Source organism: uncultured Nostoc sp., from assembly GCF_964245445.1.
Lineage (GTDB): Bacteria > Cyanobacteriota > Cyanobacteriia > Cyanobacteriales > Nostocaceae > Nostoc.
The window spans coordinates 41,444-62,213 of the sequence record NZ_CAXTNE010000007.1 but is presented as its reverse complement, the minus strand read 5'-3'; the positions used below and the strand labels follow the sequence as shown (position 1 = coordinate 62,213).

The 20,770-nt window shown below is 39.0% G+C and carries 17 protein-coding genes and 1 pseudogene; 7 read left to right on the top strand and 11 right to left on the bottom strand.

Annotated elements, in window-relative coordinates:
- Positions 1 to 617 precede the first annotated feature (617 nt).
- Both ACFE90_RS02455 and ACFE90_RS02450 read left to right on the top strand, forming a co-directional pair.
- Complete coding sequence (locus ACFE90_RS02455; RefSeq protein ID WP_375497399.1) at positions 618 to 1,109, top strand: hypothetical protein; 492 nt, start codon at positions 618 to 620, stop codon at positions 1,107 to 1,109.
- Positions 1,110 to 2,561: 1,452 nt separating this feature from the next.
- Entirely contained in the window at positions 2,562 to 3,644 is a 1,083-nt protein-coding gene (locus tag ACFE90_RS02450) for a response regulator (RefSeq protein ID WP_375497397.1), read from the top strand.
- A 356-nt stretch (positions 3,645 to 4,000) separates the two neighbouring features.
- Here ACFE90_RS02450 and ACFE90_RS02445 read toward each other — a convergent pair whose 3' ends face one another.
- Positions 4,001 to 4,972, bottom strand: a complete 972-nt coding sequence (locus ACFE90_RS02445) for an SGNH/GDSL hydrolase family protein (RefSeq protein ID WP_375497395.1) — start codon at positions 4,970 to 4,972, stop codon at positions 4,001 to 4,003.
- 469 nt (positions 4,973 to 5,441) lie between these two features.
- On the opposite strand from ACFE90_RS02445, the gene ACFE90_RS02440 reads away from it, so the two are divergent.
- Positions 5,442 to 6,794, top strand: coding sequence for an OB-fold nucleic acid binding domain-containing protein (locus ACFE90_RS02440; protein ID WP_375497393.1), 1,353 nt, complete (start codon positions 5,442 to 5,444; stop codon positions 6,792 to 6,794).
- A 202-nt stretch (positions 6,795 to 6,996) separates the two neighbouring features.
- A complete protein-coding gene (locus ACFE90_RS02435) occupies positions 6,997 to 7,593 on the top strand; it encodes a hypothetical protein (RefSeq protein ID WP_334742928.1) in 597 nt (198 codons plus the stop codon).
- Positions 7,594 to 8,060: 467 nt separating this feature from the next.
- Here the strand turns inward: ACFE90_RS02435 and ACFE90_RS02430 are convergent, their stop codons facing one another.
- Positions 8,061 to 8,780, bottom strand: coding sequence for a response regulator transcription factor (locus ACFE90_RS02430; RefSeq protein ID WP_375497407.1), 720 nt, complete (start codon positions 8,778 to 8,780; stop codon positions 8,061 to 8,063).
- Positions 8,781 to 9,616: 836 nt separating this feature from the next.
- On the opposite strand from ACFE90_RS02430, the pseudogene ACFE90_RS02425 reads away from it, so the two are divergent.
- A pseudogene (locus ACFE90_RS02425) lies at positions 9,617 to 10,063 on the top strand (rhodanese-like domain-containing protein); the annotation flags it as partial.
- Between the two features lie 443 nt (positions 10,064 to 10,506).
- Here ACFE90_RS02425 and ACFE90_RS02420 read toward each other — a convergent pair.
- The 5 genes from ACFE90_RS02420 to trpB all read right to left on the bottom strand — a co-directional run bounded on the left by ACFE90_RS02420 (position 10,507) and on the right by trpB (position 15,316).
- Complete coding sequence (locus tag ACFE90_RS02420; RefSeq protein ID WP_375497391.1) at positions 10,507 to 11,136, bottom strand: ribonuclease D; 630 nt, start codon at positions 11,134 to 11,136, stop codon at positions 10,507 to 10,509.
- A gap of 89 nt (positions 11,137 to 11,225) precedes the next feature.
- Positions 11,226 to 11,774 carry a CAP domain-containing protein gene (locus ACFE90_RS02415; protein WP_375497389.1) on the bottom strand — a complete coding sequence of 183 codons (549 nt, stop codon included), beginning with the start codon at positions 11,772 to 11,774 and terminating at the stop codon, positions 11,226 to 11,228.
- 346 nt (positions 11,775 to 12,120) lie between these two features.
- Positions 12,121 to 13,131, bottom strand: a complete 1,011-nt coding sequence (locus tag ACFE90_RS02410) for a CAP domain-containing protein (protein WP_375497387.1) — start codon at positions 13,129 to 13,131, stop codon at positions 12,121 to 12,123.
- Between the two features lie 715 nt (positions 13,132 to 13,846).
- Complete coding sequence (locus ACFE90_RS02405; RefSeq protein ID WP_375497385.1) at positions 13,847 to 14,059, bottom strand: hypothetical protein; 213 nt, start codon at positions 14,057 to 14,059, stop codon at positions 13,847 to 13,849.
- Between the two features lie 21 nt (positions 14,060 to 14,080).
- Complete coding sequence (gene trpB / locus ACFE90_RS02400) at positions 14,081 to 15,316, bottom strand: tryptophan synthase subunit beta (protein WP_375497383.1); 1,236 nt, start codon at positions 15,314 to 15,316, stop codon at positions 14,081 to 14,083.
- Between the two features lie 294 nt (positions 15,317 to 15,610).
- Between trpB and ACFE90_RS02395 the strand changes: the two genes are divergently transcribed.
- The gene (locus ACFE90_RS02395) at positions 15,611 to 15,958 is read left to right on the top strand and encodes a translation initiation factor (RefSeq protein ID WP_109009060.1); all 348 of its coding nucleotides are present in this window, start codon (positions 15,611 to 15,613) and stop codon (positions 15,956 to 15,958) included.
- 141 nt (positions 15,959 to 16,099) lie between these two features.
- Entirely contained in the window at positions 16,100 to 16,258 is a 159-nt protein-coding gene (locus tag ACFE90_RS02390; RefSeq protein WP_099065790.1) for a YqaE/Pmp3 family membrane protein, read from the top strand.
- Between the two features lie 179 nt (positions 16,259 to 16,437).
- Here the strand turns inward: ACFE90_RS02390 and ACFE90_RS02385 are convergent, their stop codons facing one another.
- The 4 genes from ACFE90_RS02385 to lpdA form a co-directional block, all read right to left on the bottom strand.
- Complete coding sequence (locus tag ACFE90_RS02385; RefSeq protein WP_375497381.1) at positions 16,438 to 17,106, bottom strand: carbonic anhydrase; 669 nt, start codon at positions 17,104 to 17,106, stop codon at positions 16,438 to 16,440.
- A 473-nt stretch (positions 17,107 to 17,579) separates the two neighbouring features.
- The gene (locus ACFE90_RS02380; RefSeq protein WP_190914598.1) at positions 17,580 to 17,831 is read right to left on the bottom strand and encodes a DUF5340 domain-containing protein; all 252 of its coding nucleotides are present in this window, start codon (positions 17,829 to 17,831) and stop codon (positions 17,580 to 17,582) included.
- 246 nt (positions 17,832 to 18,077) lie between these two features.
- Positions 18,078 to 18,968, bottom strand: a complete 891-nt coding sequence (trpC, locus tag ACFE90_RS02375) for an indole-3-glycerol phosphate synthase TrpC (RefSeq protein ID WP_375497379.1) — start codon at positions 18,966 to 18,968, stop codon at positions 18,078 to 18,080.
- Between the two features lie 97 nt (positions 18,969 to 19,065).
- Positions 19,066 to 20,490 carry a dihydrolipoyl dehydrogenase gene (gene lpdA, locus ACFE90_RS02370; RefSeq protein WP_375497377.1) on the bottom strand — a complete coding sequence of 475 codons (1,425 nt, stop codon included), beginning with the start codon at positions 20,488 to 20,490 and terminating at the stop codon, positions 19,066 to 19,068.
- Between the last annotated feature and the right edge of the window lie 280 nt (positions 20,491 to 20,770).

The following is a 20,770-nucleotide window of genomic DNA, read 5'->3' as shown; positions in this document are numbered from 1 at the left end:
CCTTGTTGAGAAGTAGATTACCATACTTTTTTATTAGTGGGATAGTTTCATATAAGCTAAACAAGCTTATAGCATCGCACATCACCAAAGTTTTATTTTTCTTGTTACCACAACTTAACTTAGTCAAAAAACCTATGACTATTATTGACTCTTTTAGAGACAAAAACTTACAAACGAGTGACTTAAGCAATATCAGCAGGTAAACAGGAATATTTATAACTTTGTTAAGAAATTTAAAATGAACTAAAGTATAGTGGTTCCTAACCTGGCGAGCTACGTTTTCAATGCTACTAACCTTGATGATAAATAAAGATTTAAGTTTATCTCAGTTGCTTAGGAAACGCTAGATAAAAATCTCAATATGACTAAGTTTTGACAATTGCTTACAAGTTGTCGTTTCCCACCAAGGTAAATTATCCCGAACCATTGCATTTAAAATGGCTAATATTTCCAACTATTTTTTAAAATATCTTAACAGTTCTTAACTAAGTTTAAAAAAACTTGGGATTGGATTAAGAATGAATTAAGAGAAATGGCTTTGTAAAGGTTAGTTGATATTTCTTGTCAAACTGCTGGTAAAGTTACAAACTAAGAAATACAACACACGCAATTATTTTATGACTGCTATTTCTAACTTTGAATTCAAGCGACCAATTTGGCAAACCGGCATTATATTGACTTTAGGGTTTTGGCTCAGTGCTAGTCTAGCTTTAGACTGGGTAATTATGCCTAGCCTTTATCTTTCTGGCATGATGAGCCAAGCTGGTTTTACGACAGCAGGCTATACGATTTTTTGGAACTTCAATCGGATGGAATTGTTATCTGCTGCTATAGTCCTGACTGGGGCGCTAGCTTTGAGCAAAACCCGATATCACTGGAGTATTGGCAGTATTGTTTTATCTGTGCTGTTGCTAACTATAGCTGTGCTTGACACCTATTTCTTAACTCCGCAGATGTGCGCGATAGGAGTTCAACTCAACCTATTTGAAGCTGCTGCTGCTATTCCATCGACAATGAATATACTGCACGGCAGTTATTGGGTACTGGAAATTGTTAAGCTGGTGGCAGGTGGTACACTTTTAAGCTGGTGCTGGCGGGAGCAAGTTTAGGTAGATGGAGAATTTTAACAGTGAGAATATCCACTTCTAAATCTCACGCCAAAGACGCAAAGCATTTCTTTGCGTCTTTTTGCTAAATATACCTTATGAATGAATGCGATTGCGGACAATTTTCTACTTATATTTGTGACTTTTAAAACTTGAGATTTTCAGGCAAATTGCTATTATAAAATGATTCACTCACTTATAAGTGTAATTTAATACAGTGTTTCCTAATCATATGAGGTACATCTTAAGCCCCCTTTTGGGGGGGATTCTGTACCTACTCAACCGAAAACCGCTATACACATACAAAATTATCTTTTACTGTACATTCTCAGCCTTCCCGGACTTCCGAGCAAATAAATACTGAAAAATAATATTAATTAGTTTTCATGTTTCCTTTACTGATTTATCATGAAGTTTATATATTTCCGCTAACTTTTTTTCAGAATTATAGTAATCTGAATTTTAGTGGTTACTTATTTGTTATCTACCATCTATCTAAAAAGAGCTATTTTGCAGGTATGTATTAGCAATTAAGAATTTCGCTGCAAGTTCTTGAATTTGTCACTTCAAATTGTGCAGGGTAACTATTTAGCCCCACACAACATTAGAAACCGTCTCCAGTAATTATGAAGAAATTCCCTTCTGCTGATTTGGTTGCCTGTTGCATCTCACCACACACCATCATGGCGGCAATTACCAGCTAACTCATCTTTGGTCGGAGGTTTACCATTCTTGTTGTGCAAGTGATAATTTTACCCAATCCCAAGACTAAGGGTTGCTTTACAATCACAAACCTAAGTAAGATATTTAACTTTTTTAATGCTTAGTTTCTAATAATACGTTTTCTCTTGAAGAAGTTACCCTCAAGAATAAACTTCTAGCAAAAGTGCCCCACGACTTTCGTAACGACTACAAAAACATAGTTTGTCAGCGCGGATTTAATACTCAAAAGCCTTGATTTAGAGGCATTTTCATCTACATTACAGTAGATTTTGGTCGCTTTCGACTTTAGCACCAGAGGCAAAACAACTTTGGCACGAAAACTAAAGTGTATCTACAATTTTAGGCTGCTAAATACGGATACCAATGATGCTTTTGTGACTGATGGGCGAGAGCCAATGGTCTATGCGTTGCACTTGAGTTACTGTTAGATTGGCTAGATTAGCGAAAGATACAGAAAACCAATCTAATTTTTGAAATACTATATCTTGGCAACCAGTCAGGCCATTTTGCCATTGGTCAATAATATGGATTGGTTTATTTGTAACTCGTGCTTTATAGCTTAACAGAGATTGGTGAGTTAAGAGTTGGGGGGTGTGGAATCTCTGTACTAACTCAAATGTGACCGCTATATTTATCTGATAGTGCTTCCAACAAAGTCGCAGTGAATTCCGAAAAGGTAATTCACTAATTTTACGTGCAAACAAATGTTACTTTTATTCCAAAACCATCCTAATGAAGACACTTCCGATTAGTAGATACAGATTTTTTCAAAAGCTCCAGCCTTTATCTTTGTTGAAAAAAATCACTGGTAAGTCGGTTACTGGTTGTTTGCAGGTATTTAGCACATCAGGCTCTTGGTCAATATATGTAGACGAGGGTAAACTAATTTATGCCTGCTATTCAGAGAAAATGTTTGAGCCACTCTACAGAAATTTGCAACGCTTGAGTCAGCAAATTTCTACTCTCCCTCGTGAAATTCACGAACAGTTGCGGGCGATATTTGAAACTAGTATTGAAAATCAGACAATACCGAACCCAGATTATTTGGCTATTTGTTGGTTAGTCAATCAGAAATATATCAGTCCCTCTCAAGCGGCGATACTGATAGAGCAATTGGCGCTAGAAGTTCTGGAGTCATTTCTGAACTTAGATGAGGGGAGTTATGAATTTATTCCTGAAAGCTTTCTGGATGACATGCCAAAGTTTTGTCATCTGAATCTCCGCTTATTAGTTGAACGATGTCAAACACCCCGAAGGGAAGCGGCTTATCGTCAGACATCGCCAACTTCTCAATCAAACCCTTCAGAATTGTTCAAAATAAATGAGCTAAAACCCAAAAGCAAAAGTACACCAAACTGGTCTACAATAAACGGCTATAAACCGCCAACCTATTCTATTAATACCAATGAACATAGGAGTCAGCAAATCACCAAACCACCTACTGACAAAAAAATCTACACTATCTTTTGTATTGATGACAGCCCTACCGTATTGAATACTATTAAAAGTTATTTAGATGAGCAAATATTTTCTGTCGTGGCAGTCACCGATTCTTTAAAAGCTTTAATACAGATTGTTCACACCAAACCCGACATCATTTTGTTGGATATTTCAATGCCTAATTTGGATGGATATGAACTCTGCTCTTTGCTGCGTAAACACTCAAATTTTAAAAATACACCTGTGATTATGGTGTCGGAAAAATTAGGGTTTCTAGATAAAGCTAAAGCTAAGATAGTAAGAGCATCAGGTTATTTAACTAAGCCTTTTACACAAGGGGATTTACTAAAAGTAATATTTAAACATATTGTTTAATTTACTATTATAAAAATAACTCCACAAAAATCAAGATGTTTGTTGGGTATTTAAGGTTGATTATTACCTGAATTAGTACTATTTTAGTTAGAGAATATTGTCTGAGTAAATTTAAATTAGTTGGTCGTTATCTCACAGATAAGGGTTAAAATTTTATTAAAAGTACCAGTGCGAAAAAAGCTCTAGAAATAATCTTAGAAAAAAACAAATGCGATTGTTACTGAGTAATGCCGGGGATAAATAAATATGAATTGTCTCGCTTCATCAAAACAAATTCGACTCACCGCTTATGGGTATTTGAAATTGAGCAATAAATCGCTCAATACGAACCTTTTTTTTGGATAGGATTGATGACCTTAGTAGCTCTGAGGAAGTGGTATTTCCCTTAGAACTTCCAAAAGCGATCGCCCCATAACTTCACTGACAACTTTATTACCTTGTAAGTTGAGGTGAATGTGGTCGTGATACAAAGCTTGCGAATTGGTAATTGAATTGAATATCGGTAAAAAGTCTATATAGTTAATTTGTTGGGCTTTAGTATAATCGTTCAAGCGCTGGCGTGCAATAATTTCGTAATCGCGGGGGCCTGTTTCACCAATTTCTCGCAGTAAGGGAGTCATGACTAAGAGAAATTGGCTGTTGGTTTGGCGATTCAGAGCTTGAATTTTGCCGATCGCCTCCAAATTAATCCCCACGCGATCGCCTGCTTCATTTTGCACTGCTTTCATTTCGGGAATTGGCTGTTGCTTGACGATATAACGTTGCCACACTTCCACCAATGCTAAAGGAGGTTTACTATTGGGATAGTTGCGATCGCGTCCTACCGGTAAAGAAGTGGGAGCAGTAGCAAACAAATCATCGGTATTAATTAATAACACTACTGCTTGGGCGTTGAAATTGCTAAACTTCTGTAAATAAGCTAACTCGTTCCTTGGCCCCCAAGAGTTAGCTGAAGCATTCAGCACTTCTATTTCCTGATAATTACGATTAGTGGATGATGCCAGAGAACGCATCATCATTGTGGATATTGTATTAGTCTGATCTGTCCACCAGCCACCATTAGCAATAGAATCCCCTAACAGTAAAATTCGCAACCCAGAAGGTGCATGTGTCTTCTCAAGTGGACTACCTCGCATAGAATACTCATTAATTTCAATGCGATTACCAAAACGACAGGTACGCTGGTTAGGAGCCAATAAATAACCAATCTGCTCATCGCCAATGTAAATCAGGGGATTACCGAAGCCAAAAAGCGATCGCAGTCCGATCTCGACTACCACAAACAATCCCACAACCACTACCAAAAATACGATCAACGCGACTTTCACCTACTTACACCCTCTTATACTGAATTGCTTTTCAACGATAGTAACTGACGCATTGGGCATTGGATAGAGGCATGGAGGCAGGAGACGCTCGACATAAATCTTTTTATACTAGTAGGCTTTATACCCACAACTAAAATTTTCATTAATACTTTTTTCCTCCAGCAAGAACTGCCTTCTCTTGTAAAACTTTTCTCCCCAGCGAAGAGATCCCATGCTTCTTCCAACTTCCCAGGCATCTGATTAAGCGGATTAATATGTATTGGAACGTGTTCAATAAGCTTTAAAACAGCAATTGCATGGCTGTTAACTGTCTATCTAATGGTTTACCAAAAGTTTGATATATTTAGGCTATTTTGTGTAAGAGTATAGCAGTGTTTTATAGTGATATAATTTTTTATTATAGTATTACAAGAATTACAATTGTCATCATTTTATCAAGTTAGCAAAATTTTTTCGGGGGTAGGCTAGGATGATTAAAATAGTCACACGCAAATATTTAGGAAAACAAAATGTCTATGACATAGGGGTTGAGCATGACCATAATTTTGCAATCAAAAATGGGTTAATAGCTTCCAATTGTTTCAATAAATCCCATTCGACTGCCTATGGTTATGTAACTTATCAAACAGCATATTTAAAAGCTAATTACCCATTGGAATATATGGCGGCGCTGTTAACGGCTAACAGTGGCGATACCGATAAGGTACAGAGATATATTACTAACTGTACAAATATGGGTATTTCCATAGATCCGCCAGATATTAATCGTTCTGGTGTTGATTTTACGCCGACATTGGGAAAGATTCTGTTTGGATTTTCGGCGGTGCGGAACGTGGGACAGAGTGCGATCGCTTGTATTTTGGAAGCGAGAAATGAGACAGGAGAGTTTAAATCCCTCGCTGATTTTTGCGATCGCGTGGATTTACGTGCTGTTAACCGCCGCACTATGGAATCGCTCATTTACTGTGGAGCATTTGACAAAATTGAACCCAACCGTCAACAGTTAATTAACGACTTAGAATTAGTGTATGATTGGGCACAATCTCGCGCTAAAGACAGAGCTAGTGGTCAAGGAAATCTCTTAGATTTATTAGGTGACGGATTATCTTCTACTCCCACCAAAAGAGCAAATAATGCCTTTGAAACTGCTCCCAAATCTAAACCTGTGATGGACTTGCCACCACAGAAAAAGTTGCAAATGGAGAAAGAATTATTAGGATTTTATGTATCAGATCATCCACTGAAATCCTTACGGCAAATAACACCACTTTTGACTCCAATTAACCTTTCGCAACTTGGAGAGCAAAGGGAAGAGACAAGGCTTTGTGCAGTTGTCATGTTGAATAACGTCAAAAAAGTGGTTACTAAAAAAGGCGATCAAATGGCAATTTTGCAAATAGAAGACCTCACTACACAATCAGAAGCTGTAGTCTTTCCCAAAACCTATGAACGCATTAGTTCTATACTCCAAGTTGACACTAGATTGATTATTTGGGGAAAAGTAGATCGACGCGATGAGCAAACTCAATTTATTCTTGAAGATGCAGAGCCAGTGGAAACAGTACAAATGGTAATGGTGGAATTAAATCCCCAGCAAGCAGGTAATATCGATGAACTACATCGCTTGAAAATAATTTTGCAAGAACACTCAGGGGACAAAGAAAAGGCAAAAATGCCAGTGATCGGAATTATACAAACTGAAAATTCTCGGAAACTTGTTCGCTTGGGTTGGCAATTTTGCGTACAAGATTCTAGAATAACCGTTCAAGCTTTGCAAAATGCCAGTTTTCCTGCTCATATCAAATCACTGACTGGTATCTGAAGCCAAAAGTGAAAAGTCCACCAATACTGAAAAGCAGCTTAATAATCAGTTTTACTGAACCGTCAACAGTAAATTGCCTTAAGTATTCAGGCTTATAATAGTTTTTTTAGTTACTTATGCGGATGATGATTTCCTTGAGTAAATAGTATATTTTTATGCTAAGAACCTTAAGGCTGCGACCGGGGGAAGGAGTTATAACTTGATGATCGTGAACGAGCTACATAAATTTGTTTCATACTGTAAAATCATTCAACCCCAAACTCAGGAGGACATTAAAAAATTTTTTGAAGGAGTTATCTTATTTCCTTATGATAAGGAACTTCTATTGCAAGCTTATTTATTTCTGAATATTAAAGACTTATTTCCCTCGTGTGCTGAATTACTGTTATTTGAAAAATCTCCAATTTCAGATTATACAGATTTAGGAAAGTGTGATTTTGTCTATCAGACCTTTAAAGGAAGCCTGTTTTTAATAGAAACCAAGTTTATTGATACAGAAGCAACAGGAGCTACTGAAAGAAAAAGAAGAAATAAACACAGAAACAAGGTATTTGAGCAAGTTATTACTTTGAAAGGCCGGTTTAGTGAATATTGGAATATAAGGCTAGATCAATTAGAATGCGGGGTTTTCACAACAGATGCAGAAGTTGCTTGGCGAGGAAATGGCGTGAACGTCATTTCTAAATCAATATCTATAGAGCATCTAGAAAAATGGCGAAGAAGCTATCACAGTAGTGAAAAATTTTTATCTCATCAAGATGGGTCAAAGCTTGAGGGGAAGCTTAATTTGAAAGGTTGAGCCAAGACCCAAGTATACTTTTTTCGGTGATTTGCCCCCGGTAACCTTGTAGAATTTGTGGAGCGATGTCTGGCGGTTTTTGCTAGCCTACACAAGTCAGAGTCTAAAGCCACCTATTTGACGGGATCGAATAGTAAGCTAATTGGTTTGCCTTACATTGGGTGGGTTATCGATTAAATCCGTTAAATTCACTCTAGTAGTTTTTTGTGGATTTATAAATTTCAAAGTAAGGAAAATCTTTCACGTACTCAAGTGACAAGGCAAAATCACCTATTTTAAATCGGCGGTATTTGCACTTTTGGTTTTAGTACTAGATAAAGCCTTTCTGCAAATCAATTTGGCTCAACGCCCCAAATTAGCGCAAGTTATACCGTTAATCGTCAGTGAAACTGCTTAAATCAGCAATAATACTAATGTTGACTCATCTGAGTAATTCTTTTTATGAACTACTTCTGAAATCAGCAAGCTCAGGAATGAGTATTTTCGTCGGGCGCTTCAAACTTGTAACCATAGCCCCGCACAGTTTTAATAAACTCCGGTATGCTAGCATCGATTTCCATCTTCTTGCGAAGCTGACCAATATGCACATCAACCACTCGGCCATCTCCCACGTAGTCGCAACCCCAAATTTTTTGGATTAGTTGTGGGCGACTCCAAGCCTGATTAGGATGACTTGCCAAAAAATGTAAGATATTAAATTCCAGTGCTGTTAAAGCAAGAGGTTTCTCGTTAAGTGTTACCTCCCGTCCCTCTGGGTTAATTGCTAACTGCTTAAAAATGATCCGTTGTGTTGGGGAGGGGTTGATGTAGCGTATCCGTCTTAAAAGAGCTTCCACTCTAACTTCAACTTCTGCAAGGCTAAACGGTTTAGTCATAAAATCATCAGCACCTGCGCTTAAGATTTTAATTTTATCAGCCTCGTCAGTCCTACTAGTCAGTATCAGCACTAAAACATTAGTACGGCTCTGCATTTCTTGGCAAAGGCTATAACCATTAAGATCCGGCAAATTCCAATCCAGAATCACTAAGGCCGGGTTGAATTGCTCAAACAACGATAAGGCAGTCTTACCATCTGCTGCGGACTCTATTTGATATTTCCGACTTAAAAAACGATAGACCAGATTTCGCACACCAAAGTCGTCATCGACGATCATAATTTTGGGAGTAGTAGCGGGAACCATAATCATAATGCTGCCTATTGTAGATTGGGCGATTCGCTCTTGCACCAGTTTTGCTTTACGTGTTTCTGTTAATAGTGTATTCAAGCGCGTCTCTGCTGAGTACGATCGCTACTGTAGTACCTGTTTACAATTAATCTTCCATGAAGTTTATCAAAACTTTAGCCATTGTAATGCTAATAAATTTTATAAGTATTGATTGTATGAAGTTTGTATAATTTTGGATTTTTGTTGTAGGATTGTAAATTTTAATACTTAAAGCCCTTTGAAGATGACTTGTAAAATCTCTTTTGTCTCTCTGCGCCCTCAGCGTCTATGCGGTTAAAAAGTCTTTTATTTAACAGCAGAGGCACAGAGAAGCCAGTGCGTTGGGCGGGTTCCCCGACTTGAAGCAACTGGCGCAACACAGAGAGAAGAGGTTAAAGAATAATGGCTTGAGGACTTTTAAAACATCTTTTAAGAGCAAACGAGGAGCTTGCTCTGATGTAACTCATTTGATTATGAAAAGCTATAAGGCGTTATTGTTAGCGATCGCAGATATTGAAAATGTAAGTAATTCCTGTACTAATAGCTGAATATTTTAAATTATTTACATGTTCACAATTTGTTTTAATAATTAAATATCAAAAACATAACTTTAAATATATTTAATTAATACAATTAATATAAAAACAACTTTTAATAGTCTAATATGACTTAATTTGCAATGCATTAAATGGTAGAAAATATTTTAATTAGGTACTCTATCTCAGGAGAGATTTTAAGTAAATTCAGCCCATAGAAAGAGTAATTAAATATATTTAGTCCGTTAAATTGCTATCAATATCGTCAAGTCAGGGATACTTATGGTTAACAATTTAGTCGGCGGCATAATTCCCCCACAGCCACCAGTAGAAGGACAGTCTGATGTTCATACATTGAAGTCTCGTCTAGAATGGGGCGAACCAGCTTTTACCATACTGGATGTGCGCGATCGCAACACCTTCAACGAAGGTCACATTTTAGGAGCTATACCAACGCCAATAGATGAATTGGTACAGCGTGCAGTAGCTTCTTTAGATAAAAGCCGTGATATTTACGTTTACGGTGCTAATGAAGAAGAATCTGCCCAAGCCGCGCAACAACTGCGTTCTAATGGATTTGAGCATGTCTCCCAACTCAAAGGTGGTCTTGCTGCATGGAAGGCTATCGGTGGCCCAACAGAAGGCATTATTGAATCAACAACTTCCTCAGGTGCAGATGAGTACAATGTTGTAGATCGGCTAAAAAATCACCAAGAAAATCTGCCAAAGGGAGGCCCTAGCGCGACAGAAGCCATTAAACAAGGAGCTAGTAACCTCAAGGAAAACATTCAAGAGGGAGCCAGTAACCTCAAGGAAAACATTCAAGAGGGAGCCAGTAATGTCAAAGAAACCATTAATGAATCTGATACTCCTAAAGAACACTAATGATTCCAATAAATATTGGATCTTAGACAAAAAATAACTTAGAAAATTAGCAATAGACCTCTTGCATAAATTAATTATAAGAATCCCACTCTATCTTTGGCTTACATTAAAGTCTCATCTCTTTGGTTGCGGGGACAGGTTAGGGATGTTAAAGAATTTTTCAAGAGGTCTAATCTTGATTTATCATAGTCAGAGAAATCACAATTCACAAATCAAAAGATGGAATATTTCCTCTTGTAATGCTTGTACTCCACAGCAAAAACTTTTGCAAGAGGTTTATTATTGGCTCAATGTTCAAACAAATCTTTAAACTGCAACAAATCCAACGAAACTATTGTTGGCAGAAATTCAAAACATTCTTGAGCAATTTCCCAACGTTCTTCTCGTTTGAGCATTTCTGTTAGCTTATGCTGCACACTAAGTAAATAGCGCACATCATTGGCAGCATAACTCAGTTGAGCTTCAGACAAACTAGCAGCGTTACCCCAATCAGAACTTTGAGAGCTTTTATCCAGTTCTACTTGTTCTAACTCTTGCACCACATCTTTAAGCCCGTGGCGATTTGTGTAAGTACGGGCTAATTTACTAGCAATTTTGGTACAAAAAACAGGTCTAACCTGAATCCCCAGATTAGCTCGCAAAGTGGCAAGGTCAAAGCGAGCAAAGTGAAACACTTTTACGACATTCGTCGCTGACAAGAGTTTTTTTAAGTTTGGCGCATCAGCTTGTCCTTTGGCTATGCGGATTGCAGTCACTTTTCCGAATTCATTGCACAACTGGACAAGACACAACCTATCGCGCTGTGGCAGTAATCCCATCGTTTCTGTATCAACTGCGATCGCTGTAGATTCTAAATATTCTACTAGAGCTGCGTCGCCCAGATCGCGATCGCTCACCTGAAAATCTTGTAATGTCATGAATTGTTCAAAGATAATAGCAGTGTCCAGCAAATAAAAGTCTTGTCAAACACTACATTATTATTGTGCAAAACAATCATAAATTAAATCTACCTAGTGCGAAAGAAAAGCTGTGTAAGGTAGACTTCGCCTTGATTATTAGTAGCAACGCCAATTCCAGTGAGGTTGTAATTTCCTTTAAGGTTTTTTAGATGTCCAGGACTCTTGATCCAACCAGTAACAGCTTCATCCACAGGGTTACTATATCCCCGATTGAAAGCTACATTTTCCGCCGCACTGCTGTAGCGAATAGGGATAGCATTGACTCGCCGTTCAAATCCCTGATGACTAAATGGTGTTTTACCTTTAGCCATATTCTGACTATGAATTCTTGCCTGTCGAGTGATATTTGCATTTAGGGTCAACTTTGGCAGTCCTTTAGAAGCCCTATATCGATTAATTTCTTCAAAAACGGATTTTTCTAGCTCCGTAGTCTTAAAAGTAGGAGTCGATATTGCAACCTGACTGGAAAAAAGCGACAACAGCTTATTACGGGTGGATGTATTCGTAGAAGGATTATTTGGTATCGGAACAGTCGTTAACCCACTAGCAAGGACAAGCGCACTTAAAGCGATGCCAAAAGCAGTTTGTCGGAACATGGAGAATTACGTAATATGTAGAGATATAAGACTTATACTCTACCCTATTGTTCCGACGATATATACCACGATACTATTAAGGATTGATGAATTTTTGCAATCTGGCTACATCCTTGTATAGGAAGTATAAAAAATTGTTTCTATTGTCAATACTTTAATAGGTCAGCATCGTAAAATCACGGTTATTTTTGCTGATAATTTAGAATTTTCATGAATTACTAAAAAAATAATGTAGTATTCAATAGACAAATGTCATTGAAACTACATTATTCTATATCTAGCAAAAGCTTTGCTAGCAGCCTGAAGTCTGGGAATTTGAGAAAAAACCTAAATTTTACCAAATCTATCAGCGAAAGAAAAGTTGTGTGAAGTAGATTTCGCCTCTACCGTTGCTAGCGACACCAATCCCGGTTTTCTCATAACTACCTCTGATATTGGCAAGATGCCCTGGACTTTTGAGCCAGCCTTGAACAGCTGTCGTCACAGGGTCACTATATCCATAGTTGGAAGCGACATTTTCACCAGCTGAACTGTAGGGAATACCGACTGCTTTAACACGTTCTGAAAATCCCGTATGTCCAAAGGGAACTTTACCTTGAGCCATATCCTGACTGTGAATCCTGGCTTGATTATCAATGGCAGAATTACGAGTCAGCTTTTTTAATCCTTGGGAAACTCTGTAGTCATTAATTTGTTTGAAAACCGCCTCTTCTAAAGCAGCAATGTTAACGCTAGATGCTGCAAGTTTATTAGTATTATTTGATACGTTAGGAGATGTCGGTGTAAAAGTTGGAGTTGTTACAGGAGTTGTTACAGGAGTTGTTACAGGAGTAAAGAAAATTTGTGTGAAGAAGATTTCGCCTGTACTGTTGTTGCTAACGACACCAATCCCAGTTTTTTCAAAATTACCTCTGATATTAGCAAGATGCCCTGGACTTTTGAGCCAGCCTTGAACAGCTGTCGTCACAGGGTCACTATATCCATAGTTGGAAGCGACATTTTCACCAGCTGAACTGTAGGGAATACCGACTGCTTTAACACGTTCTGAAAATCCCGTATGTCCAAAGGGAACTTTACCTTGAGCCATATCCTGACTGTGAATCCTGGCTTGATTATCAATGGCAGAATTACGAGTCAGCTTTTTTAATCCTTGGGAAACTCTGTAGTCATTAATTTGTTTGAAAACCGCCTCTTCTAAAGCAGCAGTGTTAACGCTAGATGCTGCAAGTTTAAAAGTGCTATTTGATACATTTAAAGATGTTGACGTAAAAGTTGAATTTGTTACAGGAGTAGTGATCGCTCCACTACTGAGAATAATAGTGCCCAAAGCAACGCTGTAGATTGTTGTTTTAATCATTTGCTGAAACTAACTGGAACTCTAGCTCCAGAAAGCTTAACCAAGCTAGTATCAATCTGACAACTTGATTATAGGTCTATATACCTCTGTTTATGGCGTTTTTTGTTCAAAAACTACCAGTTAACTTTAAAATTCATAAAATTATGAAAAACTTTTGCTATTTATAAAAAATTTTCCTCTACCATTAGTATGATTATTTTATTTAACCACTTTTAAAATTTCATTTTGTAATATACGATGATTTTCAGTATTTGGTTATTAGTGGTAAAAAGACAATAACGTATTCAAAAAATTAACCAGTATTAACACTTAGAAAGTTAAAATTACTATGAATTATAATTGAATATCAATATATTACATTATTCAGTATTAATACTGTTATAAGTGGTGAAGATGGGATTTAAACAATTCGCAATTCGCAACACTTCGGCTACGCTCAATACAAGTTCGCAATTATGTTTTGTGATAGCGAAGCGTTAGCGAGTCATCAAGCGTCTGGGGATTTAGACCCCAACACAAAACAAGCTTTTGCATTGGGGATGGGGTTTTAAACCCTAAAACACAAGCGATAAATGGCATAAATTTATCCACTAAAACCTCTTGCCTGGAATTCCTAATACTCGCCTTAGCAAGAAGCAAGCTACGTAATTCGTAATTTCTATATCGCAAGGGTTTCATTGATTTGGGATAGGTAGTTTACTTTTGCCGTGCTGTACTAGCTTTTCTTGAGGGTTTCTAACTCTTCCTGTACTACGCGCAACACCCGCGCAATATATTCTGCACGCCACTGTTCCCGTTCCTTAGTTACTTTGGCATCCGGCTCGTAAGCTTCAATCTCAGTAGCTGATAAAATACCTTTAACCTCTAGCAACCGTTCAATGGTGTCTAGCCGCTCATGCAGCACAGACACCTCACCAGTCAAAGCCATGACGATTACTTTTAAGTATATTTACGCATCATTTAATAACTTGGCTACTGTATGTACATCCTTATCGCCACGCCCAGAGCAGTTAATTACAATCCGGGGACTGTCGGTTAGTTGGGGACACAGGGTTTCGAGGTAGGCGATCGCATGGGCTGTTTCTAACGCTGGGATAATCCCTTCCAATTTTGACAATCGCTGAAATGCCGCTAAAGCTTCTGCATCCGTCACACTATAGTATTCAGCGCGACCACTATCCTTCAAATAACTGTGTTCTGGCCCCACACCGGGATAATCTAAACCTGCACTAATTGAGTGTGCCTCAATAATTTGCCCATCCTCATCTTGCAGAAGATAGCTCATTGCTCCGTGCAGTACACCAACTCGTCCTTTTGTCAAGGTTGCTGCGTGTTTTTCGGTATTGACACCTTCTCCTGCTGCTTCAATCCCAATGAACCGTATAGAAGGCTCATTTATAAACTCATAGAATAGTCCCATAGCATTGGAACCACCACCCACGCAAGCCAAGAGAATATCAGGCAATACACCCCACTTTTGGATTGCTTGGGCGCGAGTTTCTTGACCGATTATTGCATGAAAATCACGTACCATCATCGGGTAAGGATGAGGCCCTGCTACCGAACCCAGGATGTAGTGAGTTGTTTCCACATTTGTCACCCAATCGCGGATTGCTTCAGAAGTGGCATCCTTAAGGGTTCCCGTCCCTGCCTCCACCGGACGCACTTCTGCCCCCATCAGCCGCATTCTGAACACATTCAAAGCTTGGCGTTCCATGTCATGAACACCCATGTAAATTACGCATTCCAGCCCAAAACGAGCGCAAACTGTAGCTGTGGCAACTCCGTGTTGTCCAGCACCTGTTTCGGCAATAATCCGTTGCTTGCCCATGCGCTTTGCCAACAATATCTGACCAAGGGCATTATTTATTTTGTGAGAGCCAGTATGATTTAAATCCTCGCGTTTTAAGTAAATTTGCGGCCCCGTGCGATCGGGTCGGGCATAATGAGCAGTCAGGCGTTCAGCAAAATATAATGGTGTGGCACGTCCTACATAGTCCCGTAACAACTGCTGTAGTTCTGCTTGAAAATCAGGGTCATTGCGGTATTGCTGATAAGCTGTTTCTAGTTCAGTAAGAGCAGGCATCAACGTTTCAGGTACATACTTACCGCCGAAGCGTCCAAAGCGACCTAACGTATCTGGAACCTGAGCAGTTGAATTTGGAGATAGGGGAGTAGTAGTCACGGGCTGTTTTTAATGACGGGAATGACTTAATTATTATAGAAAGTCTAGGGCATATCTAGGTTATATCTGGAGACTGGAAGCTAAATTCTTCCTCAATACCCAATGCTCAATACTTCGGCTTACCTCGGCTTTGCTCGGCACGAGTCGCTCAGTACAAGTGCCCAATCCCCCATGCCCAATTACTTTGAATTCCTCGCAATGGATTTGTGATGTTAGCCTAGAAATTGATATCCCAGCAGAATGGTTGCGTAGAAGTTTCCACTGCTTTTGAAATTTTTCTTAGATATTCATTTTATGTCTTCTTCAAATCCCAAATCTTCTGACAAAAGCTTTGTCTACCGCGAATTTGGCAACGACAACTCCGCCGCCACAGAAAGACCAATTCCAGAACTCCCCGCACAACAACAAAATCTTAAAGTACAAGCTTCCCGCAAAGGACGCAAAGGCAAAACCGTTACAGTGATTAGCGGTTTTCAAGCCAAACCAGAAACCTTGGCTGATTTGGTGAAGCAGTTGAAAACCCAGTGCGGCACAGGTGGGACAGTTAAAGATAACGAAATTGAAATTCAGGGCGAACACAAGCAAAAAATTGTCGAGATTTTGAGCAAACTAGGTTACAAAGCTAAAATTAGCGGTGGCTAATCTTGAGTGCGGTTTACCGCATCTCAACCGTGATCTAGATTAAGAGAGGGAATGTTATCTTTGAAAGGTACAAATATGCTTGAGCATTGGTAAATCACTTTGCCAACAAGCTAGTTTTTGTGATATTAATAGGAGGTTTAAATGGATTTAGTTCGGATTTTGTGTGCCATTTTCTTACCGCCTCTGGGAGTTTTTTTGCAAGTAGGTTTTGGTATAGATTTTTGGATTAATATAGTTTTGACACTTTTTGGTTACATTCCTGGGATTATTCACGCAGTATGGATAATTGCTAAGAAATAATTCTTTGTAGGGGTAGGTTTGAGGCTCTGCATACAGTGATAAATTGAGTCACAGCCTCAATAAATACATTTCTATGCAGAGTATGAAAACGAGAAAAATAAATTACCTGCAAGGTGACTACCTTGGGTAAAGCTTTGGAATCTAAAGATATGGGCTTTTGTGTGTTAATTAATACCGATTTAGCTGTCATTTTTTAACATAGCATAGAGTCTAAACTCTAGAAGCAAAGGGCAAATGTGCAATTGCCATTGCACAGTTGAAACGTTCAAATCTTTAATCAACCCAGTACCTATATTTAGTACCCAGCCATGAACCATAGGCGCTTTTCGCTCATAGAGTACCTGACGCATGATGGGAATTTGGTAAAGATTTTTCACTTGCGCCACAACATTGATTTCTGCCAAACGATTTAGACGTTCTTCTCTTGTTGGCAAGGCATCAATTTCTTCTTGTTTCTGTAAATACAGTTCCCGAATCGGATTTACCCAGTTATCAAGAATACCGATGGTTCTTCCTTCTAAAGCCGCCTTAATTCCTCCGCAATCGTAGTGACCACAAACGATAATATGTTCTACCCCAAGATGTAAAATCGCATATTCTAAAACGGCTAAAAAGTTAATATCCGTTAGAGAAACTTGATTGGCAATATTACGATGTACAAATAATTCTCCTGGTTCTGTACGGGTAAACTTTGTTAATGCCAGACGACTATCAGAACATCCTATGTATAGAAAAGGTGGTGTTTGTCCACTAGATAATTCTTGAAAGTAAGTTGGATCTATAGCTAGTTTTTCGGCAACCCAAGTCTGATTATTTCTGAGAATTTCGTGAATGCTGTTATATTTCATCTTTCGTCGAATTCGAGAGAGAATCTCATAAATATTTTAGCTGATTTACAGTTTCCTATAAATCTATATGAACTTTTTCATAGCTAAAATTTTTATAAAGATGAGATTTTTTCCACGGCATTAAGAGAATTATTGTATAAATTGTAAGCAATTGAATTAAAGTTTAGAGAATAAATAACTATGTATAAATTTATAAAATTAGCTAATCAAGTAACCTTTTTATCAAATATAATCTAAGCATTCAGACCGATTACTGATTTAAAATCTTCATCTAGCATTTATAGATATTTTTACATAGAGATTCTGTAAGTAGAATCATTTTAAATCACACCTCAAACTGTGCATTTGAGTCAAGCAAGTGCGGCGGAAGTTTTGAATACTGGCTCCTTCAATACACAGAGACACTTTCTGAAGATGGTAAACTAACTTAACAAAGATGCCAAATCTGAGGTTGAAATATTAAGTTATCAGCTTCAATCGGGAGCAACAACTTTATTATCCTGATGATGGTTGATTGACCAACGGTGATCAACAGTCATAGAGGAAAACTCGCAAATTTCTTCTAGGCGTTTTTGCTGTACGGCAGCTTTACGCAGAGTAATAATTAGTTGATTGACCTGATGCCGTAAATCTGGATTATCATTTACAGCTAACATGGTTTGTCTTTCTAAAAGTTGAAGTATAAGTTCGTAGTGAATAGGAGAAGGTAGAGGAATTTGCTCCATGAAGTTAACTTTTGATTTCATATTTAAGATTTTGTATTAGTCAGAGTCTAGCTTTTCTCAATAAATTGTTACATAAGAAATAACTAGTTGCTTATGGCTTTGATTTGATTAGCAATGAAGATTTGACAAAGATATGATGATATTTGATGGCAATGTGCTGCGTGTCCACGCATAGTGTACCCAATTGACCAACTATTGTATGCAGTTAGTTGCCCTATGCTAAGGGGCGTAGGGGAGATGTTTATTTCAGAAATTCCTCGGCAATATATGGGCGATGGCAGCGCCGGGATCTGGTTGTTTTACCAAAGATTCTCCAATGAGTACAGCCGATGCACCTGCTGTCAGTACCAGACTCAGATCATCTGGGTTGTGTAGTCCTGACTCGCTGACAACAAGGATGTTTTTCTCCTGCAATTGGCTACCCCTTGCAGCTAAAAGTTGGCAAGTAGTTTGCAAGTCAACAGAGAAATCTTCCAAATTGCGATTATTGATTCCTACTAAGGAGACCCCATCTAAGGCTAATACACGGTCAAGTTCTGCCAAACTATGGACTTCAACCAAGGTTGCCATTTTCAGGTTGTTAGCAATTTTAAGGAAGTATTTCAAATCTTGATCGCTCAAAATAGCCGCAATCAATAAAATAGCATCTGCACCCTGAACCCGTGCCAAGTATATCTGGTAAGCATAAACGACAAACTCTTTGCACAGTAAGGGCAAATCTACAGCAGCCCGAACCTTGGCTAAGTTTTCAAAACTACCTTGAAAGAACTTGACATCTGTCAGCACAGAAAGACAACTAGCACCACCTTGCTGATAAGACAGGGCGATCGCTACTGGATCAAAATCTTCTCGTAAAACGCCTTTGCTTGGTGAAGCTTTTTTAACTTCGGCAATCAATGCTGGCTTAGTCTTACCTTGCCGTAAGGCGGCGACAAAATCACGGGTTGGCGGCGCAGTCAGTACCTGTTTCAGCAATTGTTGCAAAGGAACTTTTTCTCGCATTTGGTCATATTCTATTTCTTTCTGCCAGACAATTTCCTCCAAGATGTTGTTTGGCGCGGCATCAGGTACGACAGCCTGATAACGCAATATCGATACATCAATAGCTGGGTTAGGTGAACGGCGACGGATTTGCATAATTTGTCATTTGTCAGTGGTCATTTGTCATTGGTCATTGGTCAGTGGTCATTTGTCCTTGTTTATTGACAAAGGACAAATGACAGAGGACAAATAACTAAATGGCTCGTTTATAAGCTTCGTCCAGCACTTCCGAAAGTGTCGGGTGCGCGTGAACTAGATGTGCGAGACTTTGGACAGATTGACGGTTTGCGATCGCAGCTGAGGCTTCATGAATTAAGTCTGAGGCGTGTAGTCCAAAAATGTGGACGCCCAAAACTTCTCCGGTGTCTTTGCGATATATCACCTTGGCAATCCCATCGGCTTCATTTTCTGCCAATGCTTTGGAATTCCCTTTGTAGTAACTCCGACTTGTGGCGATTTCAAAACCTTCGGTTTGTCCTAACTCCTTAGCTGCGGTTTCTGTTAAGCCCACATAGCTAACTTCTGGGTGGGTAAACGCCGCCGCCGGGATGCTGCGATAGTCTACTATTCTTTCCCTCCCAACTATATTTTCTACAGCGATGATGCCTTGAGCAGAAGCCGCATGTGCCAACATCATCTTCCCATTAGCATCGCCAATTGCCCACAAATGCGGTACTACTTCACCAGCTGATAGTACTGCCATGCGATCGTCAACTGGGATAAAATTCCGCCGATCCAGTTCTACACCCACAGATTCCAAACCAAGATTTTTGGTCGCTGGGATGCGTCCTGTAGCCACCAAGCAAGCATCTACTTCGATGACATCTACATCTTCTTTACTTTTGAAATCTGCTAATTCAATCACCACTGGTGAACCGGGGATGACTTTTTTAGCGTATATCCCCACTTTGGTTTCAATATCACGGGGAGTAATCAGTACCCGTTCGGCAAGTTTGGCAATGTCTCGGTCAAATCCTGGCATTAACTGATCTAGGGCTTCAATCAAGGTGATTTCGCAACCCAAAGCTGAGTAAATATCAGAAAATTCTAAGCCGATGTAACCACTGCCAATAATTGCTAGCCAGTCTGGTAGAGACTCCAACTTAACGCCTTGATCGCTGGTAAAGACAGTTTTGCCGTCTACTTCAATTCCTGGAGGCACAAAAGGAATTGAACCAGGGGAAAGGATGATGTCTTTGGCTGTGATGGTTTTTTCACCGCCGTCTCCGGTAACAGAGACTTTTTGCGCCCCAGCGATTTTTCCCCAACCATTGATAATATCGACTTTTAAACGTTTGAGGCTGTTGGTTAAGTCGCCTTGAATTTTTGAGACGAGATTATTAGCATGATTAGCGATCGCTTGGCGATCAAATTCTACGCTACCAATTTGAATTCCCAATGACTTCAGGTGGTGGGCATTACGTAACTCCCGCACACGTCCAGATGCTGCCAGTAGCGCTTTAGAAGGAATACAGCCCCGATTAACACAGGTTCCTCCCATATCAGCAGCTTCAATAATCGCTGTTTTCAGACCACAACTTACAGCGTGTAAGGCTGCGCCATGTCCGCCTACACCAGCGCCGATAATTACTAAATCGTAATCAAATCCTTGACTCACGTTAGTTTCCCCGTGTGCTTCGCCTATTTATTCTCAACTTGACCGACAATCAGCGCAACCCCTTTAACAGTTATCAGTTTTATTACTTGACTCTAAATCCCTCACCATAGACCATCAGAACTGTTCACTGCTGACTGTTTACTAATTTCAGGTTCGGGTGTTGCTTCACAATTATGATTCACTCGCTTCTGACGAAAATATGGATGTTTTCAGTAATTATAGTCAAATCTATATACTTATTTTTTTGATACTACAAAAGGACTGAGGATAGCCCTGTCAG